Annotated in this window: 17 protein-coding genes; 3 read left to right on the top strand and 14 right to left on the bottom strand. The window is 69.7% G+C overall.

The window, feature by feature from the left end:
* The first annotated feature begins 6 nt into the window (after positions 1-6).
* Positions 7-1380: a Tat pathway signal protein gene (locus ACWD4U_RS29835; protein ID WP_363452291.1), complete on the top strand. Its 1374-nt coding sequence runs from the start codon at positions 7-9 to the stop codon at positions 1378-1380.
* 44 nt (positions 1381-1424) lie between these two features.
* Positions 1425-1916 (top strand): TrmO family methyltransferase domain-containing protein, encoded by a 492-nt coding sequence (locus ACWD4U_RS29830; protein ID WP_363452289.1) that lies wholly within the window; start codon positions 1425-1427, stop codon positions 1914-1916.
* Between the two features lie 87 nt (positions 1917-2003).
* Here the strand turns inward: ACWD4U_RS29830 and ACWD4U_RS29825 are convergent, their stop codons facing one another.
* From ACWD4U_RS29825 to ACWD4U_RS29800, 6 genes are all read right to left on the bottom strand, one after another.
* A complete protein-coding gene (locus tag ACWD4U_RS29825; RefSeq protein ID WP_363452287.1) occupies positions 2004-2834 on the bottom strand; it encodes a hypothetical protein in 831 nt (276 codons plus the stop codon).
* On the bottom strand, positions 2831-3154 hold the full coding sequence (locus tag ACWD4U_RS29820) for a hypothetical protein (protein WP_363452285.1): 324 nt from the start codon (positions 3152-3154) through the stop codon (positions 2831-2833). The genes ACWD4U_RS29825 and ACWD4U_RS29820 overlap by 4 nt, the downstream gene beginning before the upstream one ends.
* A 51-nt stretch (positions 3155-3205) precedes the next feature.
* Positions 3206-3511: a hypothetical protein gene (locus ACWD4U_RS29815; protein WP_363452283.1), complete on the bottom strand. Its 306-nt coding sequence runs from the start codon at positions 3509-3511 to the stop codon at positions 3206-3208.
* Entirely contained in the window at positions 3511-4557 is a 1047-nt protein-coding gene (locus ACWD4U_RS29810; protein ID WP_363452282.1) for a major capsid protein, read from the bottom strand. The genes ACWD4U_RS29815 and ACWD4U_RS29810 overlap by 1 nt, the downstream gene beginning before the upstream one ends.
* 12 nt (positions 4558-4569) lie before the next feature.
* Positions 4570-4989, bottom strand: a complete 420-nt coding sequence (locus tag ACWD4U_RS29805; protein WP_363452280.1) for a head decoration protein — start codon at positions 4987-4989, stop codon at positions 4570-4572.
* A gap of 121 nt (positions 4990-5110) precedes the next feature.
* The gene (locus tag ACWD4U_RS29800) at positions 5111-5776 is read right to left on the bottom strand and encodes a hypothetical protein (protein WP_363452275.1); all 666 of its coding nucleotides are present in this window, start codon (positions 5774-5776) and stop codon (positions 5111-5113) included.
* A gap of 163 nt (positions 5777-5939) precedes the next feature.
* Here ACWD4U_RS29800 and ACWD4U_RS29795 point away from each other — a divergent pair, with 163 nt between their 5' ends.
* Positions 5940-7238 carry a hypothetical protein gene (locus ACWD4U_RS29795; protein ID WP_363452272.1) on the top strand — a complete coding sequence of 433 codons (1299 nt, stop codon included), beginning with the start codon at positions 5940-5942 and terminating at the stop codon, positions 7236-7238.
* A gap of 22 nt (positions 7239-7260) precedes the next feature.
* On the opposite strand, the gene ACWD4U_RS29790 is transcribed toward ACWD4U_RS29795, so the two are convergent.
* From ACWD4U_RS29790 to ACWD4U_RS29755, 8 genes are all read right to left on the bottom strand, one after another.
* Complete coding sequence (locus ACWD4U_RS29790) at positions 7261-9033, bottom strand: hypothetical protein (protein WP_363452270.1); 1773 nt, start codon at positions 9031-9033, stop codon at positions 7261-7263.
* Between the two features lie 238 nt (positions 9034-9271).
* Positions 9272-10282 carry a hypothetical protein gene (locus ACWD4U_RS29785; protein WP_363452267.1) on the bottom strand — a complete coding sequence of 337 codons (1011 nt, stop codon included), beginning with the start codon at positions 10280-10282 and terminating at the stop codon, positions 9272-9274.
* A gap of 71 nt (positions 10283-10353) precedes the next feature.
* Positions 10354-11790 (bottom strand): terminase large subunit domain-containing protein, encoded by a 1437-nt coding sequence (locus tag ACWD4U_RS29780; RefSeq protein ID WP_363452265.1) that lies wholly within the window; start codon positions 11788-11790, stop codon positions 10354-10356.
* A gap of 77 nt (positions 11791-11867) precedes the next feature.
* Positions 11868-12407, bottom strand: coding sequence for a hypothetical protein (locus ACWD4U_RS29775; protein ID WP_363452263.1), 540 nt, complete (start codon positions 12405-12407; stop codon positions 11868-11870).
* Between the two features lie 19 nt (positions 12408-12426).
* Positions 12427-13338, bottom strand: a complete 912-nt coding sequence (locus tag ACWD4U_RS29770) for a ParB N-terminal domain-containing protein (protein ID WP_363452261.1) — start codon at positions 13336-13338, stop codon at positions 12427-12429.
* Positions 13335-13559, bottom strand: a complete 225-nt coding sequence (locus tag ACWD4U_RS29765) for a hypothetical protein (RefSeq protein WP_363452259.1) — start codon at positions 13557-13559, stop codon at positions 13335-13337. The genes ACWD4U_RS29770 and ACWD4U_RS29765 overlap by 4 nt, the downstream gene beginning before the upstream one ends.
* Positions 13556-14896 (bottom strand): putative antirestriction adenine methyltransferase, encoded by a 1341-nt coding sequence (locus ACWD4U_RS29760; RefSeq protein WP_363452257.1) that lies wholly within the window; start codon positions 14894-14896, stop codon positions 13556-13558. The genes ACWD4U_RS29765 and ACWD4U_RS29760 overlap by 4 nt, the downstream gene beginning before the upstream one ends.
* A gap of 259 nt (positions 14897-15155) precedes the next feature.
* Positions 15156-15578, bottom strand: coding sequence for a DUF488 family protein (locus ACWD4U_RS29755; RefSeq protein ID WP_363452255.1), 423 nt, complete (start codon positions 15576-15578; stop codon positions 15156-15158).
* Positions 15579-15890 lie beyond the last annotated feature (312 nt).

Raw genomic sequence — 15890 nt, 5'->3', positions numbered from 1 at the left:
GTTCGCGTGAACGAGAGCCTGCAGAAGATCATCAAAGAGTCTCGTATGACGTACGATCGCCTGGCGTTGGAGCTGGGCATCATCGCAGGTCGCAATGGAGATCCTGCACGTCCCGGCAAGTCGCTGATCAGCCACTGGGTGCGCTACAGCGTGGTGCCGTCGGGCAACATGCCGCACTACCTCGCCACAGTCCTCTCCGCCCGGCTTGGACGCACGGTCACCCTCGCCGATCTCGGCCTGGCTGAGGCGGCAGTCGATCTCCGCGACTGGAGCTTGGATACGCTGAGCGTCCTGGCCGATCTCCGACGAATCGACGTGGACGACGTGGAAGTGGATCGCAGCACCGCCCTACAGCTGATGGCCTACTCCCTCGGCGCGCTCGCCCTTCCGGGAGAGAAGTGGTGGAGCGCCATGGCGCGCACCGGAACAACACGCGGTGGCGCTGGCACTCGGCGGGTGGGCGAAGCTGATGTCGAAGCAGTACGCGACATGACCAGCTTGTTCTCCCAGGTCGACCAGCGGCGCGGCGGGGGCCATGCCCGCACTGCTGTTGTCCAATACCTCACCAGCGACGTTGCGCGGTTCCTGCGTGGGACCTTCGCATCTGAACGCACTCGTCGGCAGATGTTCTCGGCAGCTTCCGAACTCGCCTACGTAGCTGGCTGGATGGCCTTCGACAGCACCGACCACGCAGCGGCCCAGACCTACTTCGGCCTGGCAGTCCGGCTCGCCGCAGAGGCGGACGACCCGGCGATGGCTGGCCATGTCCTACGGGCGATGGCCCACCAGGCGCTCGACCTAGGACACGCCAAGCAGGCGCTCGACATCGCCACCGCGTCGATCAGCGGCAACCGATACGCTCTCGCCTGCCACCGCGAACGCGCCCTGCTCGGAGTGATCCACGCCCGCGGCCTGGCAGCGACCGGTCAGCACACGGCGGCGACCGGTGCCCTGCTCAAGGCCCAGCGCGACCTCGCCGCGGCCGGACCGGGAGACGACGAACCGGCCCGGGTCTTCTTCTTCGGCGAGGCCAGCCTCGCGCACGAGACCGCCTCAGCCCTGCGCGACATAGGTGATCTCCCGGGAGCTGTGAAGGAGTTCGAGCACAGCGTCGAGACCCGGAAGGCCACTTCGTTCGCCCGAACCCACGCCGTCACTCTGGGATACCTGGGCGCCGTCCACGTCCGGCTGAAGAACATCGAAGAGGGCTGCACGGTCTGGTCAGCAGCCCTCGACGCCATGGAGTCCGTTCGCTCGGGCCGGACCCGGCAGACCGCGATGCACATGCGGGCCACGCTGTCGCCGTTCCGGCACCGCGGTATCCGGAGCATCGACCGAGTCGACAGCAGGGCGGCCGCCTACCTGGAAGCTACCGGCTGAACAGATGGACCGTCACATACCGATCCACAGGAGGGGAACCGACCATGACCGACCGCGAGATTTTCGAAGTCGAGGCGCTGGGCCACGTAGTGGGCGGCCGAACCGAGCCCACGGACGATTTCTGGGGCGGCACGCGGGCAATCATCCGCCTCGACAGCACCCGCTTCACCGCCGACGCCACCAAGGGTCTCGAAGACTTCTCCCATCTGGAGGTCGTTTTCCGGTTCCACCTCACCGACCCCACTGACCTCAACCTCGGTGCCCGACGCCCACGCGACAACCCCGACTGGCCCGAGGTCGGCATCTTCGGCCACCGCAACATGCGCCGCCTCAACTGGCTCGGCGTCTCCCGCTGCCGCCTTATCAAGGTCGACGGCTTGGACCTCCACGTCGAAGACCTCGACGCCGTCGACGGGACGCCGATCCTCGATGTGAAGCCCTGGTTCATCGACTTCGGGCCACGCGGCGATGTTCATCAGGCCCAGTGGACCACCGACATGCTTGGCGACTACTTCGCCTCGCGTCAGGAAGCCTGACCGACCGGAACACAGTCGGAAAACCACGCGGGGGTGCGGGTGGCCGCCAAGAGCCCCCCGCCCCCGGCGTGACCCGAGCGTTGCCCCTTACGCCACCGGGTCAAGGCCGGCGTCGGGGCGTAGCCCGAACGCCCGGCCGCAGCGCGGGTGGGAGATCGGCCACTGGGCGGCTTCTTCGAGGGAGCGCAGGCTGCGGGTCGCCTTGTCGGGGTCGGTGTGCGACGTCCATCCGCAGTCGGCCCCGTCGAAGACCTCGACCACCCGGACCCCGGCTTCGCGCCCCACGCTGAGCGTCCCGGCGTTGTACGCGACGCCGGACTTCGCGAGGGTCGCCGCCTCTGCCCACGCGCGCACGGGCACCCTCGCTCCGCCGCGGTAGACGACGTGCCCGAGCTGGTGCTCGGCGAGGAGGCGATTCGCCAGCTGGCGGGCCGCCTGACGGGCCGTCGTGTTGCCGGCGGCCAGGTGCGGCAGCTCCTGGCGGGCTGCACGCCGGGCCGCCCGGTAGAAGACTCCGGCCATCCGCTCCGCTTCCTCGGACCGCCGCAAGAAGTCCGCGTAGGAGTCCGCCGCCAGGGACTGGAGTGCTTCCCGGTGGATGAGCGTCCAGGTGAAGCTGGCCCCGACCGCGTCGGCGGCCTCCGCCGCGCCTCGGGCGTACAGGCTGGGCAACTGCCGCTGGACGAACGCCCGCGCCTCGCCGTCCACAGCCTTGTGGAAAACCTCGATCGCCGCCTTGAACTCCTCGATCGTGGCCAGCACCTGCGGCGTCCGCTCGTGCTGGGCGAACGCGGTCGCCACCGCCGTCTGCCGGTCGGCCAGCCGCTGCCAGGCGTCCTCGAGTACGGCCGCAACGCGGCGGGCGACTTCGTCCGCGTCGCCCGGCACGAGCGGGGGCCACGGGTGGGGCACGGTCACCGCCTCCGGTTCGCGGGCCGCAGCGGCGCGGTGACGAGGTAGGTAGCTGCCTCGGTGGGCGCGTCGTCCGGGGCCTGGCCATCCTGGACGGAGGCGATCTGGCGCTCCAGGCCCGTGAGGTTCCCCGTGTTGTCCATGGTGACCACGCCGTCGACAGTCAGGCGCAGCGGGTCGGCGAGCAGCTGGGCCCGGCGCTCGGCCAGGACCTCCAGCGCGACTGCGCGGGCGGACCCGAGCCGGGTGTAGCGGGCTGCCAGGTCTGTCTGGTCGGTGCTGGGACCGAGTTGGGCGAGCAGCCACGCCAGGGTGCCGCTGTCCATGGTGAGCTCCAAGAAGAAGGACCGGCACCCGCGGGGCGGGCGCCGGTCGGGTCAGGCAGTGGTTCGGGGCTTCCGGGAGCGGCGGGCCGGCTCCGGCTCGGACTCCGGCTCCGGTTCTGGTTCCTGCTCCGGCTCCGGCTCGGGCTCGGACTCCGGCTCGGCTTCGGGCTCTTCCTCCCGTTCGGGCTCCGCGTCACCGTCCCCTTCCGGCTCGGGCGGCTGGCCGCCCTCCCACGCCGCCGGGTTGGTGATCAGCGCGGCCACCTCAGCCTCCGGTTCTGTGCCGGGCTCCAGCACCAGGCGCTCGTGGCTCACCGGGTGCTCGATGTGCACCGCGGCGGCGAGTCGGCCGCCCATCACAGCACCGTCGCGCAGACGTAGGCGTCCGCTGTGTACAGCACCGGCATCGCGGCGGCGTGGCCCGCGGTCCAGATCTGGACCGGGTCGTCCTGGGCACCTCGGGTGACCACGATCCCAGGCGCGTCCTCCCGGACGATCTGCGGGTTCGACCCCCGCGACAGGGCGAGGGCCTGCGCGGTCGTGCCGTACTGAGTCTGCCCGAAACGGTCCCGGTTCGGGGGCAGGAGAATCCACCGGTTCTCCGGCAGCACGCGGGTGGCGACGTCGTCCACGTCGATCTGCACGTCGTAGGTGACGATCTGCGGCAGGTTGTACCGGGCCCGGACGGAGGCGACCTCGGTCGGCGTCAGCGTCGCCGTGGGCGTGCTGGAGCCCACCACGGAGCCGTAGTACGCGGCCCGGTACGCCGCGTTGCCCGCGAGGTAGGTCTGCGCCTTGTACGAGGTGAGGGCGATCTCCGGCAGCGGCCTGCCGGTCGAGCGCAACAGCTCGATCCACCGCAGCTCGTCCGCGAGCGGGTCGGAGGTCGGGTCGGACCACACCTTCGCGGCGACCGGCAGGTTCGCGGCCGGCACCTGGAAGTCCGCCTCGGTGACCAGACCGTTCTCCGCCAGCGTCAGCTTGCCGTCGACCAGGAGGTCACCGGCCGCCAGCTCCAGCCGGTCCTTGATCGCGCCGACGTGCTGCTCCACGTCGTCGTACATCGTCTCGATCAGCCGCTCCTGGTCGGCTCCGCGGGCCTGCTCCTGGAGGATCAGCTCCTGCTCGTCCACGAGCAGCTTCTCCCCCAGCGGCGGGAAGAGGCCCTGCGTGACGGTCTGCGCGACCTTGCGGGTCGCGAACGGCACGCTCGCGGAGAACGACCGGTACTTCGCGGCGTTGCGGCGGCGGGACGTGGACTTGATCCGCCACATCACCTCGTTGACGTGGGTCTCGGCGAGGACGGACCGGGTCAGGAAGTAGTCGTCCGGGGTCTGGATCGAGCGCGCGAAGGTCGTCAGGTCGTTGACCGTGATGTCCTTCACGAGGTCCTGGATCGTCATGGGTCTCTCCTCTCAGACGAAGCGGATCTGGGCGCCGGTGCTGCTCGGCGTCACCTTGGTCGGGTCGATGCCCCCGGGCACCCGGGCGGCGCGCACGACGCCGTGCCACAGCAGCGCGGCCGGGACGCGGGTGGAGTTCGGGGAGAACAGGGCCTCCGCGTACACGACGCCGGCGAGGACCTGGCGGCCGTCGACGGCCGTCGGGTCGAACGCGCCGTACAGGCCGCTGGCGGTGATGCGGCCGACGGGGACGCCGGACAGGACCCGGCTGTAGGGCTGCCGGGTGTCGGCGGACGCCTGGTAGTGGGTGTTGGGGGTGAGCTTGGTGACGTCGAGCGTCACGGTCTCGGTCGTGTCGGTGCCGTGCAGGCCGACGAGCCAAGCCTTGTCGGCGGTCAGCGTCGTGCTCGACGTGATCGGCTGGATGGTCATGCGGGGCCCCTCCTTCGGGGACGGGTGAGAGCGGTCTCTCGCACTCACCCGGGCGGTGGTGCCGTCCACGAGGAGGGGCGTGGTCCCGTTGTCCCGGTGACTGCCGGGTCAGAGGGGCGGGTTACTGCGTGATGTGGCCGCGCCGCTTGGCCATGGCCAGACCTGCGGCCCCCAGCGTGCTCGCGCCGGTGCCCCGCGGCGGCGGGCCTCCGGCGGGTGCGCCGCCGGGCGCGGGCGGGGCGGCGGCGGGCTGGCCGAACAGCTCCTTGCGGCGCTCCTTCAGCGCGGCGACCGCGTCGACCACGGCCTGATCGTCGGCGTCGTCCGGGAGGCTGATCAGGCGTTCGGCGTCCGCCAGGTCATCGCCCGTAGCACCAGCACCAGCGAGGACGGCGCGCAGCCGTGCCGAGCGGAGCGCGGCCTCGGCGGCCTCCTCGCGGGCCTTCGCGGCGGCGATCGCCTGCTCCGCGGCCTGCTCCCGCCGCTGTACCTCGGTCAGCGCGGCTTCGTCTGCTGCACGCCGCTCGGTGATGTACGTGGTGAGGGTGTCGGTGTCCGGGAACCCGAGGTCGGTGGCGAGCTTCTTCAAGGCTGTCCGCGCTCCCTGCGACTTCTCCCGCGCGAGGAGCCTGCTCAGGTCGGCCTGCGTAACCGCGGGCAGCTGCGGGTCGCCCGGGTTCGGGTCGTTGGACGGGTCGTCCGGCGAGGCACCGAGGATGGGGAAGATCGGGCGGCCATCGCGGCGGTAGCCGACGGGCACGACGGGCGGCAGGGAGCGGTGGGCCATGCGGACGTCCTCCGGAGCAGCGCCCCCGCGCCAGTGGCCCAGTGTAGCCACCACGGCGCGCCGCCTGCGCAAGCGAACTCACCAACTCGGCGAAACTGCTTGCTCATTCACGAGACAGAGCGTGATGATGCAAGGTTCATTCAAGCCCAGGAGGTACAGAGCGGTGGAGTTCGAGACGTTCAGTGACATGCAGGCCCCCGACCCTCGGGGGCTCGTCTTCACCCCGCGCGGGCTCGGCGGGCCGATGAGCCCGGAAGCCGCTGCCGAGTTCCGCCACAAGGCGGTTACCCGCTTCGAACTCGCGCCCGACGTCTCGGAGGAGACACGGCTACGCTTCGAGCAGGTCCAGCGGATCTACTCGTACGGGCTGCTCTGCTACGACCTCTACACCGCTGCCAGCGACGCCGCTCTCCTGGTCCTCGAACAGGCGCTTCGGGACAGGTTCGTCTCGTTTCACAACGGGCTGATCACCTTCCGCACTCCCCGGGGGGTGGAACACACGGTGCCGGCAGACCGCTACAACCACTTCTTGGACAGGTACAAGGCCGAGAAGGGGAACGAGGTCAAGACCGGTCCGAGCGGCGAGTGGGTCAAGTTCGGTGGAGGCATGCTGCACTCCTTGAAGACCTGGGCTCGGCACGTCGGGCTGCTGCAAGGACAGCGCAATCGCGGCATGGAGAAGATGCTCAGCGAACTGCGAAACGCCGTGGCCCACCCGAACGGCTTCACCCTGCTCAGCCCCATTGAAGCGACGCAGCGCATCTGGGACCTGGCCGAGATCATCAATCACTTGTGGGGCCACAAGACCCCAGGTGGGCGTCTCTACCCGGCCGGGCTGCCCCAACGTGTCTGCTGGCTGGGTTGGGACCCGCGCACAGGAAACATCGCCGCGGGGGACGCAGAGAACCTGCAAGGCTTCCGCGACGACTCCGACTTCGAGTTCATCGTGCTTCGAACCGTCCACGAACCCGGTGGCATCAGCGATCCGCACCTGTTCGAGTTCGACTCGTGGTACGAGGCGACCCAGTACCCGACCGAACTGCTCTGGGGTCCCGGCTCCAAGGCGGAAGCCGTGGATTGGCTGGCCAACGAGTCCCCAGAGGACAGCACTTGCCACTACCTCGACCGCATCTTCCTGGTCCGGCAGCACGCTGGCCGGGCCTTCCTGCCGATGCGGCCCGAGGTAGCCGCAGGACTTCCGGCAGAGGAGCAGGACGGCGTCTGGCATGTCCTTCGCGCCGACTACCCGACGGACGCCTTCGTACATGCGCGCTACCTCAACGGCTCCCCGAAGCATGACACTTCCGGCGAGTGCAGTGAGTGCTGGGTGACAGCTCTTGGGCAGGGTGACCTGGCAGAGGCCCTTCAGGTGGCCGAGAAGGCGGGAGCGAGTGTTGTCCCTGTCTCGCCGCCGGATTTCCGCACACCGCTCGCCTTCCCTCGCTCCCAGCCCCTCACCTGAATTCCCGCCACCCCGTCCGCGATCAGTGATCGTTCCCGCCAGCTGCGGTCACCAACGGCAGTGCGGGAATGTCCGGTCCTGTCTCGGGCAGTCCCAGGAACTGACGAACGGCGGCGTTGTCGCCGGTGGCATCGGCGAGCCGGGCCGCCGCGTCGAACGCGCGGGCCTGGATGCGCTGTACCTCCTCGGCCGCGTCCTCGATCGGGTACCCGGCGTCCATCAGCATCCTCACACCGGTCTCCAGCGAGATCACGCTCGCGCCAACGCCCTTGACGACTTCCTCCAGGACGGCCGCCCGGTCCTGCGGCGTGTGCGGGCCCCACGCGACCCGGGCCGTCACGCTCTCGCCGGTGGGCCAGCCCTCCGCGTGCCCGGCCTGGAACAGCCGCTGGACGAAGCGCAGCAGCAGCTTGTACTTGTGCTCCCGCGCCAGCCGCATGCTGGCCACCAGCGAGTCCAGTGGGCCGAGGGCGAGTTGGAGCGTGTACCCCGACGGCACGTTGGACGGGTCGAGCGTGCCCAGGCCGGCGGCCGTGAGCCGCGACGACGCGGCGATGCGGTCCATCAGGTGCTCGCTCCGGGCACGCAGCTCGGCGAGCTGCGGCGAGGTGTCGAGCGCGTCCATCCGGCCGCTCTCGCCGAGCTGCCACACTGCACCGGCGCGCACCTCCACCGGCACGGGCTGGCCGGTGGCGCGGTCGCGCGGAAGCTGCGCACCGGCAAGGCCAATGATCGGCGTGCCGGTCGTCGCGCTCGCCGACGAGCCGTCGGAGTCAGTTGCCGCCAGCTCGTCCAGTCCCTGGAGGACCTTGGCGAGGATGGACTGCCCCCACCGGTCTCCCGAGTGCGGGATGGTGTTGCTGAGGTGGATCACCGGGATGAAGTCGATGCGCAGGTCCAGCCGGTCCAGCTCCACGCCGTCCGGCCGCGTCCGGTAGCGGGCCTTAGCCGGCGGCAGGTTGTAGACCGTCTCGCCTCGGCGGAGGTCGTCGAGCTGCCACTCCGCGTCGGTCAGGTAGCACGTCACCCCGGACAGGCGCTCCGGCTGCCACGGGTACCGCCGGACCGCTCGCCCCGCGGAGTCGAGCTGGTCGCCGTCCGCCGCCCGCACCGAGCCGCCTGCTTCCTCGGCGGGCTCGATGGGCGCGATCTCCCACGTGATCCGCCGCACCCGGGCCTTCACCCCCCGGGCCGGGTCCTCCGGCAGCTCCCACGCCAGGTGAACCCGGTCCGGGAACTCGTTGTCGTACTCGTCCGGCCACTCCGGAAAGTAGAAGCCCGGGTCATAACTCCGCACGGTCGGGCGGAGCTTGGCGGGGTCCCACGCCAGGACGTACACGCCGTCGCCGCTGAGAACGGCGGTGCGCTCTGTCTGCTGCATCCGCAGCGGCAGCAGCTCATCTTCGGCCCACTGGCGGAGTCGCCCTTGCGCAGCCGCCGCCTCGACGGCGCCCTCGGGTGGGACCTCGTCGTCCGCGTGCTCGGCCCCGGTGACGACGATGTGCTGCTCCGCACCGAGCAGGTAGCCGAGCGCAGCCTCCACCAGCCGCGACGCATCGCCCAGTTCACGGCGCTCCAGCCCGGAGTCGTCCCCTGTCGCGGCTGCGAGCTGGCCAGCCTGGTTCGAGTCGTAGGCAGCGAGCAGCTTGTACGCGGCGAGCCGCCGGAGGTCTTCCTCCGGCAGCCACGTGGCGGTCAGCTCCGGGAACACTTGGGCCCCTGGGCGCCGGTCGTTCATCGGAGCCTTGTAGTTCAGCCAGCTCCAGGCGTCGATCAGGACGGAGCGCAGGCCCACAGTGCCCTCCAGGCAGTCGGCCCCACGCCAGGGCTCAGCCTATGCGGTTGAGCCACACATGTTGGGTTGCGGCAGCTGACACTCCCTCTGCCGCTCCTTCAACTTGTTCAGAATTGTCCAGATTTCCTACGAGAATCGCACTGCCATAGATGGTGTGACGGGCAGTCCCCGACGAGGCCCCACGCCAGCGGCGCACCTCCTCCCTTCGCCGACTCAATCGACTTCAAGCTGCTTTCTTTCACCCGATGTACCACCCATCCGAGGAGGGCTCGGCCATCCCTAGGACTTCGAGTTCATAGCGGTTGTCGAGTTCGATCCCGCAGATATAGCAGTCAAAGTAATCGGGGAAAACATTCTCTGCACGCCGACCCCTTCCCCCATTTCCGCCCTTTTTGGAGCGTCGAGGTCGCCTGTTAATGGATGCCCTGACATCGCCCGGCGTGCCACACACCGGGCACTTTGCGTCCCGGGAAAGGCATTCCCCATATTCACTCCACCTATCCGCCTCCGGCTCCACAAGATCGGCGTTCAAAATTTCCTGCTGCGTCATCCCGTAGTAGAGCATGCGGTAAAGCTTCTTGGCACACCTGATCTTCACTGAAACTGCCAGTTGAGCCGCCTGAAAGCCTTCACTCCGAAAATCTTCGGCCATGGGTTCCAAGAGGCCGTCCTCCCATGCCTCCATCAGGCGCTCATCTGCAGCCTCGACTCCCTCCTGTGTCAGAGCCTGCTCCACCGCCATCTGAGCATCCCGCTGCATTGCTTCAAGGTCATGGCGGCGTTCTGCCCGCGAGCCCCAGAAGGCCGACACCTCTTCCTGGAGGTCCATCAGAACGGCGTCCGCCACGGTGACCGCGACAGCTAGAGCCTCATGGGTGATGGCGTCGTCATGTGCTCCAAGGTGCGCCACCCCATTGCGGGCCGTCAGAAGCGGGTCGAGGTCGCGCTCCTTGATCGGCATATTGATTAGGGCGGCGGCGCGCTTGAAAGCGTCAAGAGCCCCAATTGTCTTGATCTTAGTCTGAGGAGAGGCGGCGGAGGCACTCTGGCCAGTGGCGTGAAGAAGACTGTTGAAATCTCGGCCGTCAACAAGGAGGGACGGGTGGCGAGCGGCAAGGAGTGCTTTGAGTAGGTGTTCGGTGCCAATGCCTCCATGGAGCACCGCCATGTCATTATCACCAGTGCACCAGGCACTCAAAGCTCGGCTCATCTGACGTTGCGCCGAGGCGATCAGGCCACTCTTTTCCATGTCCCCACCTGTTGTCCGTCGTACCTTCGGATGGCAGGCTATCCACCAACTACCCGTCCGCGCACAAGGAATCACCGTCGGCCGACGAGGCGCTGGTCGTCGGTCTTGCGCGGTGGCGGCATCGCTGGGTCGAGGAACAGGTCCCAGATCGCCCAGACCATCGAGTCGAGGAGGTCCGGGGAGTCCTCGGTCTCGCCCTGGCCGACGAAGGTGGTCATCTGCTCCTCCAGCTCGGCGTACAACCGGGCCGGGCCGACGTGGTGGACGCGGGCCTGCTCGTACAGCTGCGCCACGGGCGCGGCTCGGGCCCGCTTGCCCCTGGTCGCGTGGACGATCCGCCAGTTCACCGTCGGGTCTACCTCCATCAGCAGCGCCGGGAGGTAGTCGCCGCCGTTGTTGGCCTCGATGACGACGCAGTCTGCCTCGTGCTGGTGGTACAGCTCGGCGGCGCGGCGCATCGCGGCGGTCGGCGTGAAGCGGTCCTGTTCGGCGTGGAGAACGTACCCGCGGGGCCGGTTGTCGCCGAACGCCGTGGTGAGCGGCCAGCCTCGGCCGGCCACAGTGAAGGCGGTCATGTCGGCGTTCTCGTGGCTCTTCGTGGCCGGGTCGACCGAGACGACGAGGCGCTGCATCTCGGGCAGGTTCGCGGCGTGCTGGCGGAAGCCTTCGACCTCCAGCATCCAGCCCTGCCACAGCGCGCCCTCGACGTCCTCCAGCAGTTCGCCGGACAGCTCCTGCCGGCCGAGGCGCGTCCCGGCGTACTCCTCCTCCAGCTCGTCCCGGGCGACGGCGGACAGGTTGGCGTCGTTCTCGCTCATGTGGCCCCGGGTGAGGACCACCCGGGGTTCGGGCCCGCCGTCGCGGTGCTTCTGCTCCTGGCGGCGGCCACGCTCGACCAGCCGCTTCACGTGCGGCAGCGGCTTCGGGGTGGTGGAGATCAGCATCTGCGGGGCGTCCGCTTCGCGGAGGCAGAACCACGCCATGTCGTAGACGCTCTGCGCGGTGTTCCTGCTCCAGGCCGCGTACTCGTCGCACCACACCTTGTCGAACGCCCAGCCGCGCAAGTTGTCCGGGGTCTCGGCACCGAAGCCACGGATGAGCGTGCCGTTCTTCAACCGGATCGTGGTCTCGCCCAAGCTGGAGTTGTACTTGGCGATGTCCTCGGGCGGGATGACCGCGAGCAGCCCGGACTTCGGGGAGTCGAAGCAGATGTCGCGGACCAGGGTGGCGTTCTTCGCGATCACCGCGATCTGCAGCCCCGGGGTTTTCGCCCAGTCCCGGACGGCCTCGGCTGCGGTGCGGGTCTTGCCCCAGCCTCGGCCGGTGAGCAGCATCCACACCGTCCACGCCCACGCCGGTCGCCGCTGGGACGCGCGGGCGTGGTTGTGGAGCCAGCCCGGGTGCGGGAGGCCGTCGCAGTCTGCCCGCTCGCAGGCCCAGCGGCGCCGGGACTCGTCGTCCGCGCGGGTCAGGGCTGCGACCTCGGCCTGGAGCTGACGCAGGCTCATTACCGCCGGGTCGGCCATCGCCTCCACTCCCCGGCGGCGTGCCCACCCGCTGGAACGCCCGGTCGTCTTCCGGCGGCTCACGCGCCTTCCTCCTCTGCGGCGATCCGGCGTTCCAGCTCGCGGCGCAGCTGGTCCATGCGGGCTCGTCGCTCCTCGTCGGTGAGGTCCGCGGCGTCCAGCGCATCGCTGTCCTGCTGCTCCGGGAGCGCGGAGGGTTCGTCACCGATGGCCCGGCGCTCGATGTCGGCGGCGACCTGGAAGTAGCGCAGCAGGTCCCCGGGGGTCAGCTCCCGGGGGTCGAGGGTCTGGAGGCGGGCGACTGCTTTGGACAGGAACGCCTGCGCGAGGCGGGCATGCCGGCGCGCCAGGTCACGGCGGGCCTGGCGCTGCTCGGCGAGGAACAGCCTGTCCTGGTCGCGGTCCCAGGCGGCGGCGCGCAGGACCCAGGCATACGAGCGCGACCAGCGGCCGATCAGGGCCCTGGACTTGTCCAACTCCTGTGCGACCTTCGTGATACTGCGCGCAGGGCCCTGATCGCGGTACGCCGTGAACGCCTCGTACGCCTTGGTGGGCTCGCCTTCCTGCCGCTCCCAGGGGTCTGCCGTGTTCGCGGCCACCGCTCACCTCCGGGTCGGTCTACTGGGTGTCGGCCGGGCTCGGGTCGGCGGCCAGGATGTCCAGGGCCCGCCACGGCTCGGTCTCGGGAACGCTGCCGTCGCGGACCAGGCGGTTGATGGCCCGGCGCAGCGTGGCGGCGGTCTCGACCGGCAGCTCCCGGACGCCGAGGACGCTCTCCACCGGGGCGTTGCCCCCGCGGGTCGGCTCTCCGCTGTCCGCGTCGAACCAGCCGTCGGCCAGCTCCGCCAGGTGGCGTTCGAACACGGTGAGGATCACGCCCAGGGCGGTCGCCGAGTTGCCGATCTTGTACGCGGCGCGGGCGGTCTCCAGCGCGTCGAGCATCGGCTCGTACTGGGAGAGTCCGGCCAGCCACCGCTGGTCGGCGCTGGCTGCGCTCCGGGCCGCGTCGAAGGCAGCTTCGGCACGCTCCAGCTCGTCCGGCAGGAACATGATCTGGACGCTGGCGAAGTCGAGGTTCGCCTCGCCGAGGCCGGTGACGTCGACCTTCTCCAGGAGGTCCAACGCCTTGTCGTCCAGGCCGCTGTACTGCCGCCACTCGACGGCCTCCAGCTCCTCGTACAGCTCCTTGAGGATCGCCGGGTCGTCCTGGCCCGTGATCGCGTTGTGGGAGAGCTGGAGGGCGATCTGTCGCTGACGGGGCAGCGGCTCGGTGATCTCCAGCCAGCCGATGGTGGACAGGCCGGCTTCGATGCTGGCCAGGGTGCGGTGGTTGCCGGACAGCACGATGCGGCGGCCCGTGTCGACGTCGTTCCACACGAGCGGGGTGGAGGTGAGGCAGCCGTCCTGCGTGATGTTCTCGACCAGGCGGCGGAACTGCTCGTGCGGCATGAACCGGGCGTTGATGTCGAGGAGGGTCAGCTCCCGGGGGTCGCCTTCGACGTAGCGGGGCGGGGCGAGCTGTTCGGTCACGGGGTGTTCTCCAGGGCGTAGCCGGAGCGGCGGGCGCGGCCGGTCCGGGTGGTGGGGGTGGGGTGGAGGACGGTGACGCGGATCGACCTGGGCCGCTTACCGGTGTCGGCGTCGACCACGGTGGCGGTGGCGTGGCCGGGGATGTGCGACTCGATCCGGATGCGGCGCCCCTCGTCCATCGGGTGGCAGGCGGCGTAGATCTGGCCGGGCAGGACCGTCATGGCTGGGTCTCCGGGTTGTTGGGGGTGGGGGTGCCCCACCGCTCGGTCCAGGTGGCGAAGGCGGTGGCGAGGTCGTGCCCGCCCATCGGTCCCTGGTACTGGAGTTGGAACTTCCAGGCGTCGTCGGCCGAGGGACCGCGCTTCGTCAGCCGCAGCAGCCCGCGGTACTTCATCGACACCGGGTTGTTGCTGAACGCCGTGGTGGAGACGGCGCGGACGCGGCGGGAGAAGGCGCGCTGGCAGAGCAGCTGAGCCTCGGTGCTGGTCGCGGCGAGGACGACCAGCTTGGACAGGCGGGGGTAGTTGGTCGGGGCCACCGCGAAGTCCGAGAGGAGGTACGCCTCGTCGGGGGTGTAGCTGCTGGGCGACATCGCGAACACGCCGACGATCCGGCCGCCGGCCTTCACAGCGACGGCGAGGTTCGCGGCACCGGGGGCGATGCGGGGGTTGAGGTAGCGGGAGCGCAGCGCGTTGAACTGGCCAGGCTTCAAGAGCGACAGCGTCAGGGGCCCTTCGATCTGCTCTCCCTTGCGGAGGCGGGGCGCGGTGACGGGCTCGATGGGCTGGCGGGGCGCGACGATCCGGGTCGGTGCCTTGGAGGCGTAGACGTAGAAGGGCGCGGCGCGCGGGGTGGCCTTGATGACGCCGCGCAGGTGCGGGCGCAGCTCCTCGACGTCGTGGTTGGAGGCGGTCAGCCAGTAGGGCCGGTCGGTGATCGCGCCGAGGACGCTGACCACGTCGTCGTCCGACAGAGGCGCGTACTCGGGGGCGTCCCAGTCGAAGTGGGTGTTCAGGGGCTCGTACAGCTTCTCGTAGCCACCGCCGTAGAAGGGAGGGAAGCTGCACACCGGGGCGTCGCTGGGGACCGTCTGGAGCCACGAGCGGACGTCTTCGGCCTGGTAGGAGGCGAGCTGGAGGTCGGTGCGGCTCAGCTTCTCGGTGGTCTCGGCGTGCTTGGCCTGCCACTGCTCCCGGTAGGAGTGGACGACCCGCTGGTGCCAGAGCCCGGCGCGGTCGACGGAGGCGAGGAAGCGGGTGCCGAGCATGAGGGTGGCGACGGTGCCGATCCCGTCGTCCAGCGAGTCGGCGAGCCAGCCAAGTTGGTCTCGGGATTCGTCGCGGAGACGGATGCCGACGGGCTGACGGGTGAGCCAGCGGCCGATGGCGGTGGTATAGATCGAGACGTCGGAGGAGTGGAGGGCGAAGCCCATCCTGGAGAGGGACCTCTCGATGGTGAAGTTCCCGCAGCACGGGATGTAGACCGGGCCGGTCGGCCACTGCTGCGCGGTCTCGCGGACGATCGAGCGCATCGGACCGGGGATCGTGCCCTGGAACATCGGTCCTCCTCCGGACGTGAACGTGGAAACGCCCGGTCCGGAGGGGTGAGGTCCGGACCGGGCGTTGTGCTGGAACCTAGCACAGTTCGTCTAGCTCAGCTTCGAGTCGTGCACCCTATTTTACGGTCGTCTGGTGCTTCGATCAGCGAGGCGGTACCCATCGGATCAGGCTCGTCGTCCGCCACGAAGAGGAGCTGCACGGGCTTCGCCTCGTGGCCGAACTCCTCGGGGGTGAACTCCAGCCAGCTCCGACGCCCACTCACAGGAGGGTGCCCTGTTCGTAGGGGCTGGGGCCGGCCATCGGCCCGAGCTCGCGGACCTGGTCCCCGGTGACGTCCTGCCACCAGTCGGCGAAGATCCGACGGTGGCACCACACGTCCGACTTCGCCAGGTCCTCGAAGCACAGGAGCACGAGGCGCTGCTCCCCTTCCTGCTGGGCGATGCGCCCCAGCCGCTCCGCGATGCGCGCCGCTCCGAGTGCCGCGAGGTCCGCCCGGTAGCTGGCGGTGAACTCTGGCCGGGGCCGGTGGAAGTAGGCGGCTGCCGGAGCCAGCTCGGCCACGGTGTGGGTGATCTGGTAGGGCAGCCGGAATCGCGGCGCACCGCGGGTGATGCGAACGGGAACGCCTTGCCCTGGCCGGTACCCCTGGAACCTGGAGGTGAACAGAGTGATTGCCTGCATCTTCGCTGGCCTTTCCTTTCAGCCGAGGAGAAAAGCCCGCCGCCGAGGCGACGGGCTTCATCCCCATTGCGCTCCTCGGAATTTCCGAGGAATTCTCTGACTCTTGCGATCGGGGCGGGGCGGGCGGCCTGGACCGCCCGCCCGCCGTCCGTCACGCCTTCACGGGCTCGGCGGCCTTCGCGGTCGGAGCGGCCTTCTTGGCCGGGGCCGCCGGGGCCGGAGCGGCCTTCTTGGCCGGGGCCGCCGGGGCCGGAGCGGCCTTCTTGGCCGGGGCCGCCGGGGCCGGAGCGGCCTTCTTGGCCGGGGCCGCCG

This window comes from Kitasatospora sp. NPDC002522 (assembly GCF_053595195.1).
The sequence above is the reverse complement of the archived record's forward strand: the minus strand, read 5'-3'. Positions and strand labels throughout refer to the sequence as shown.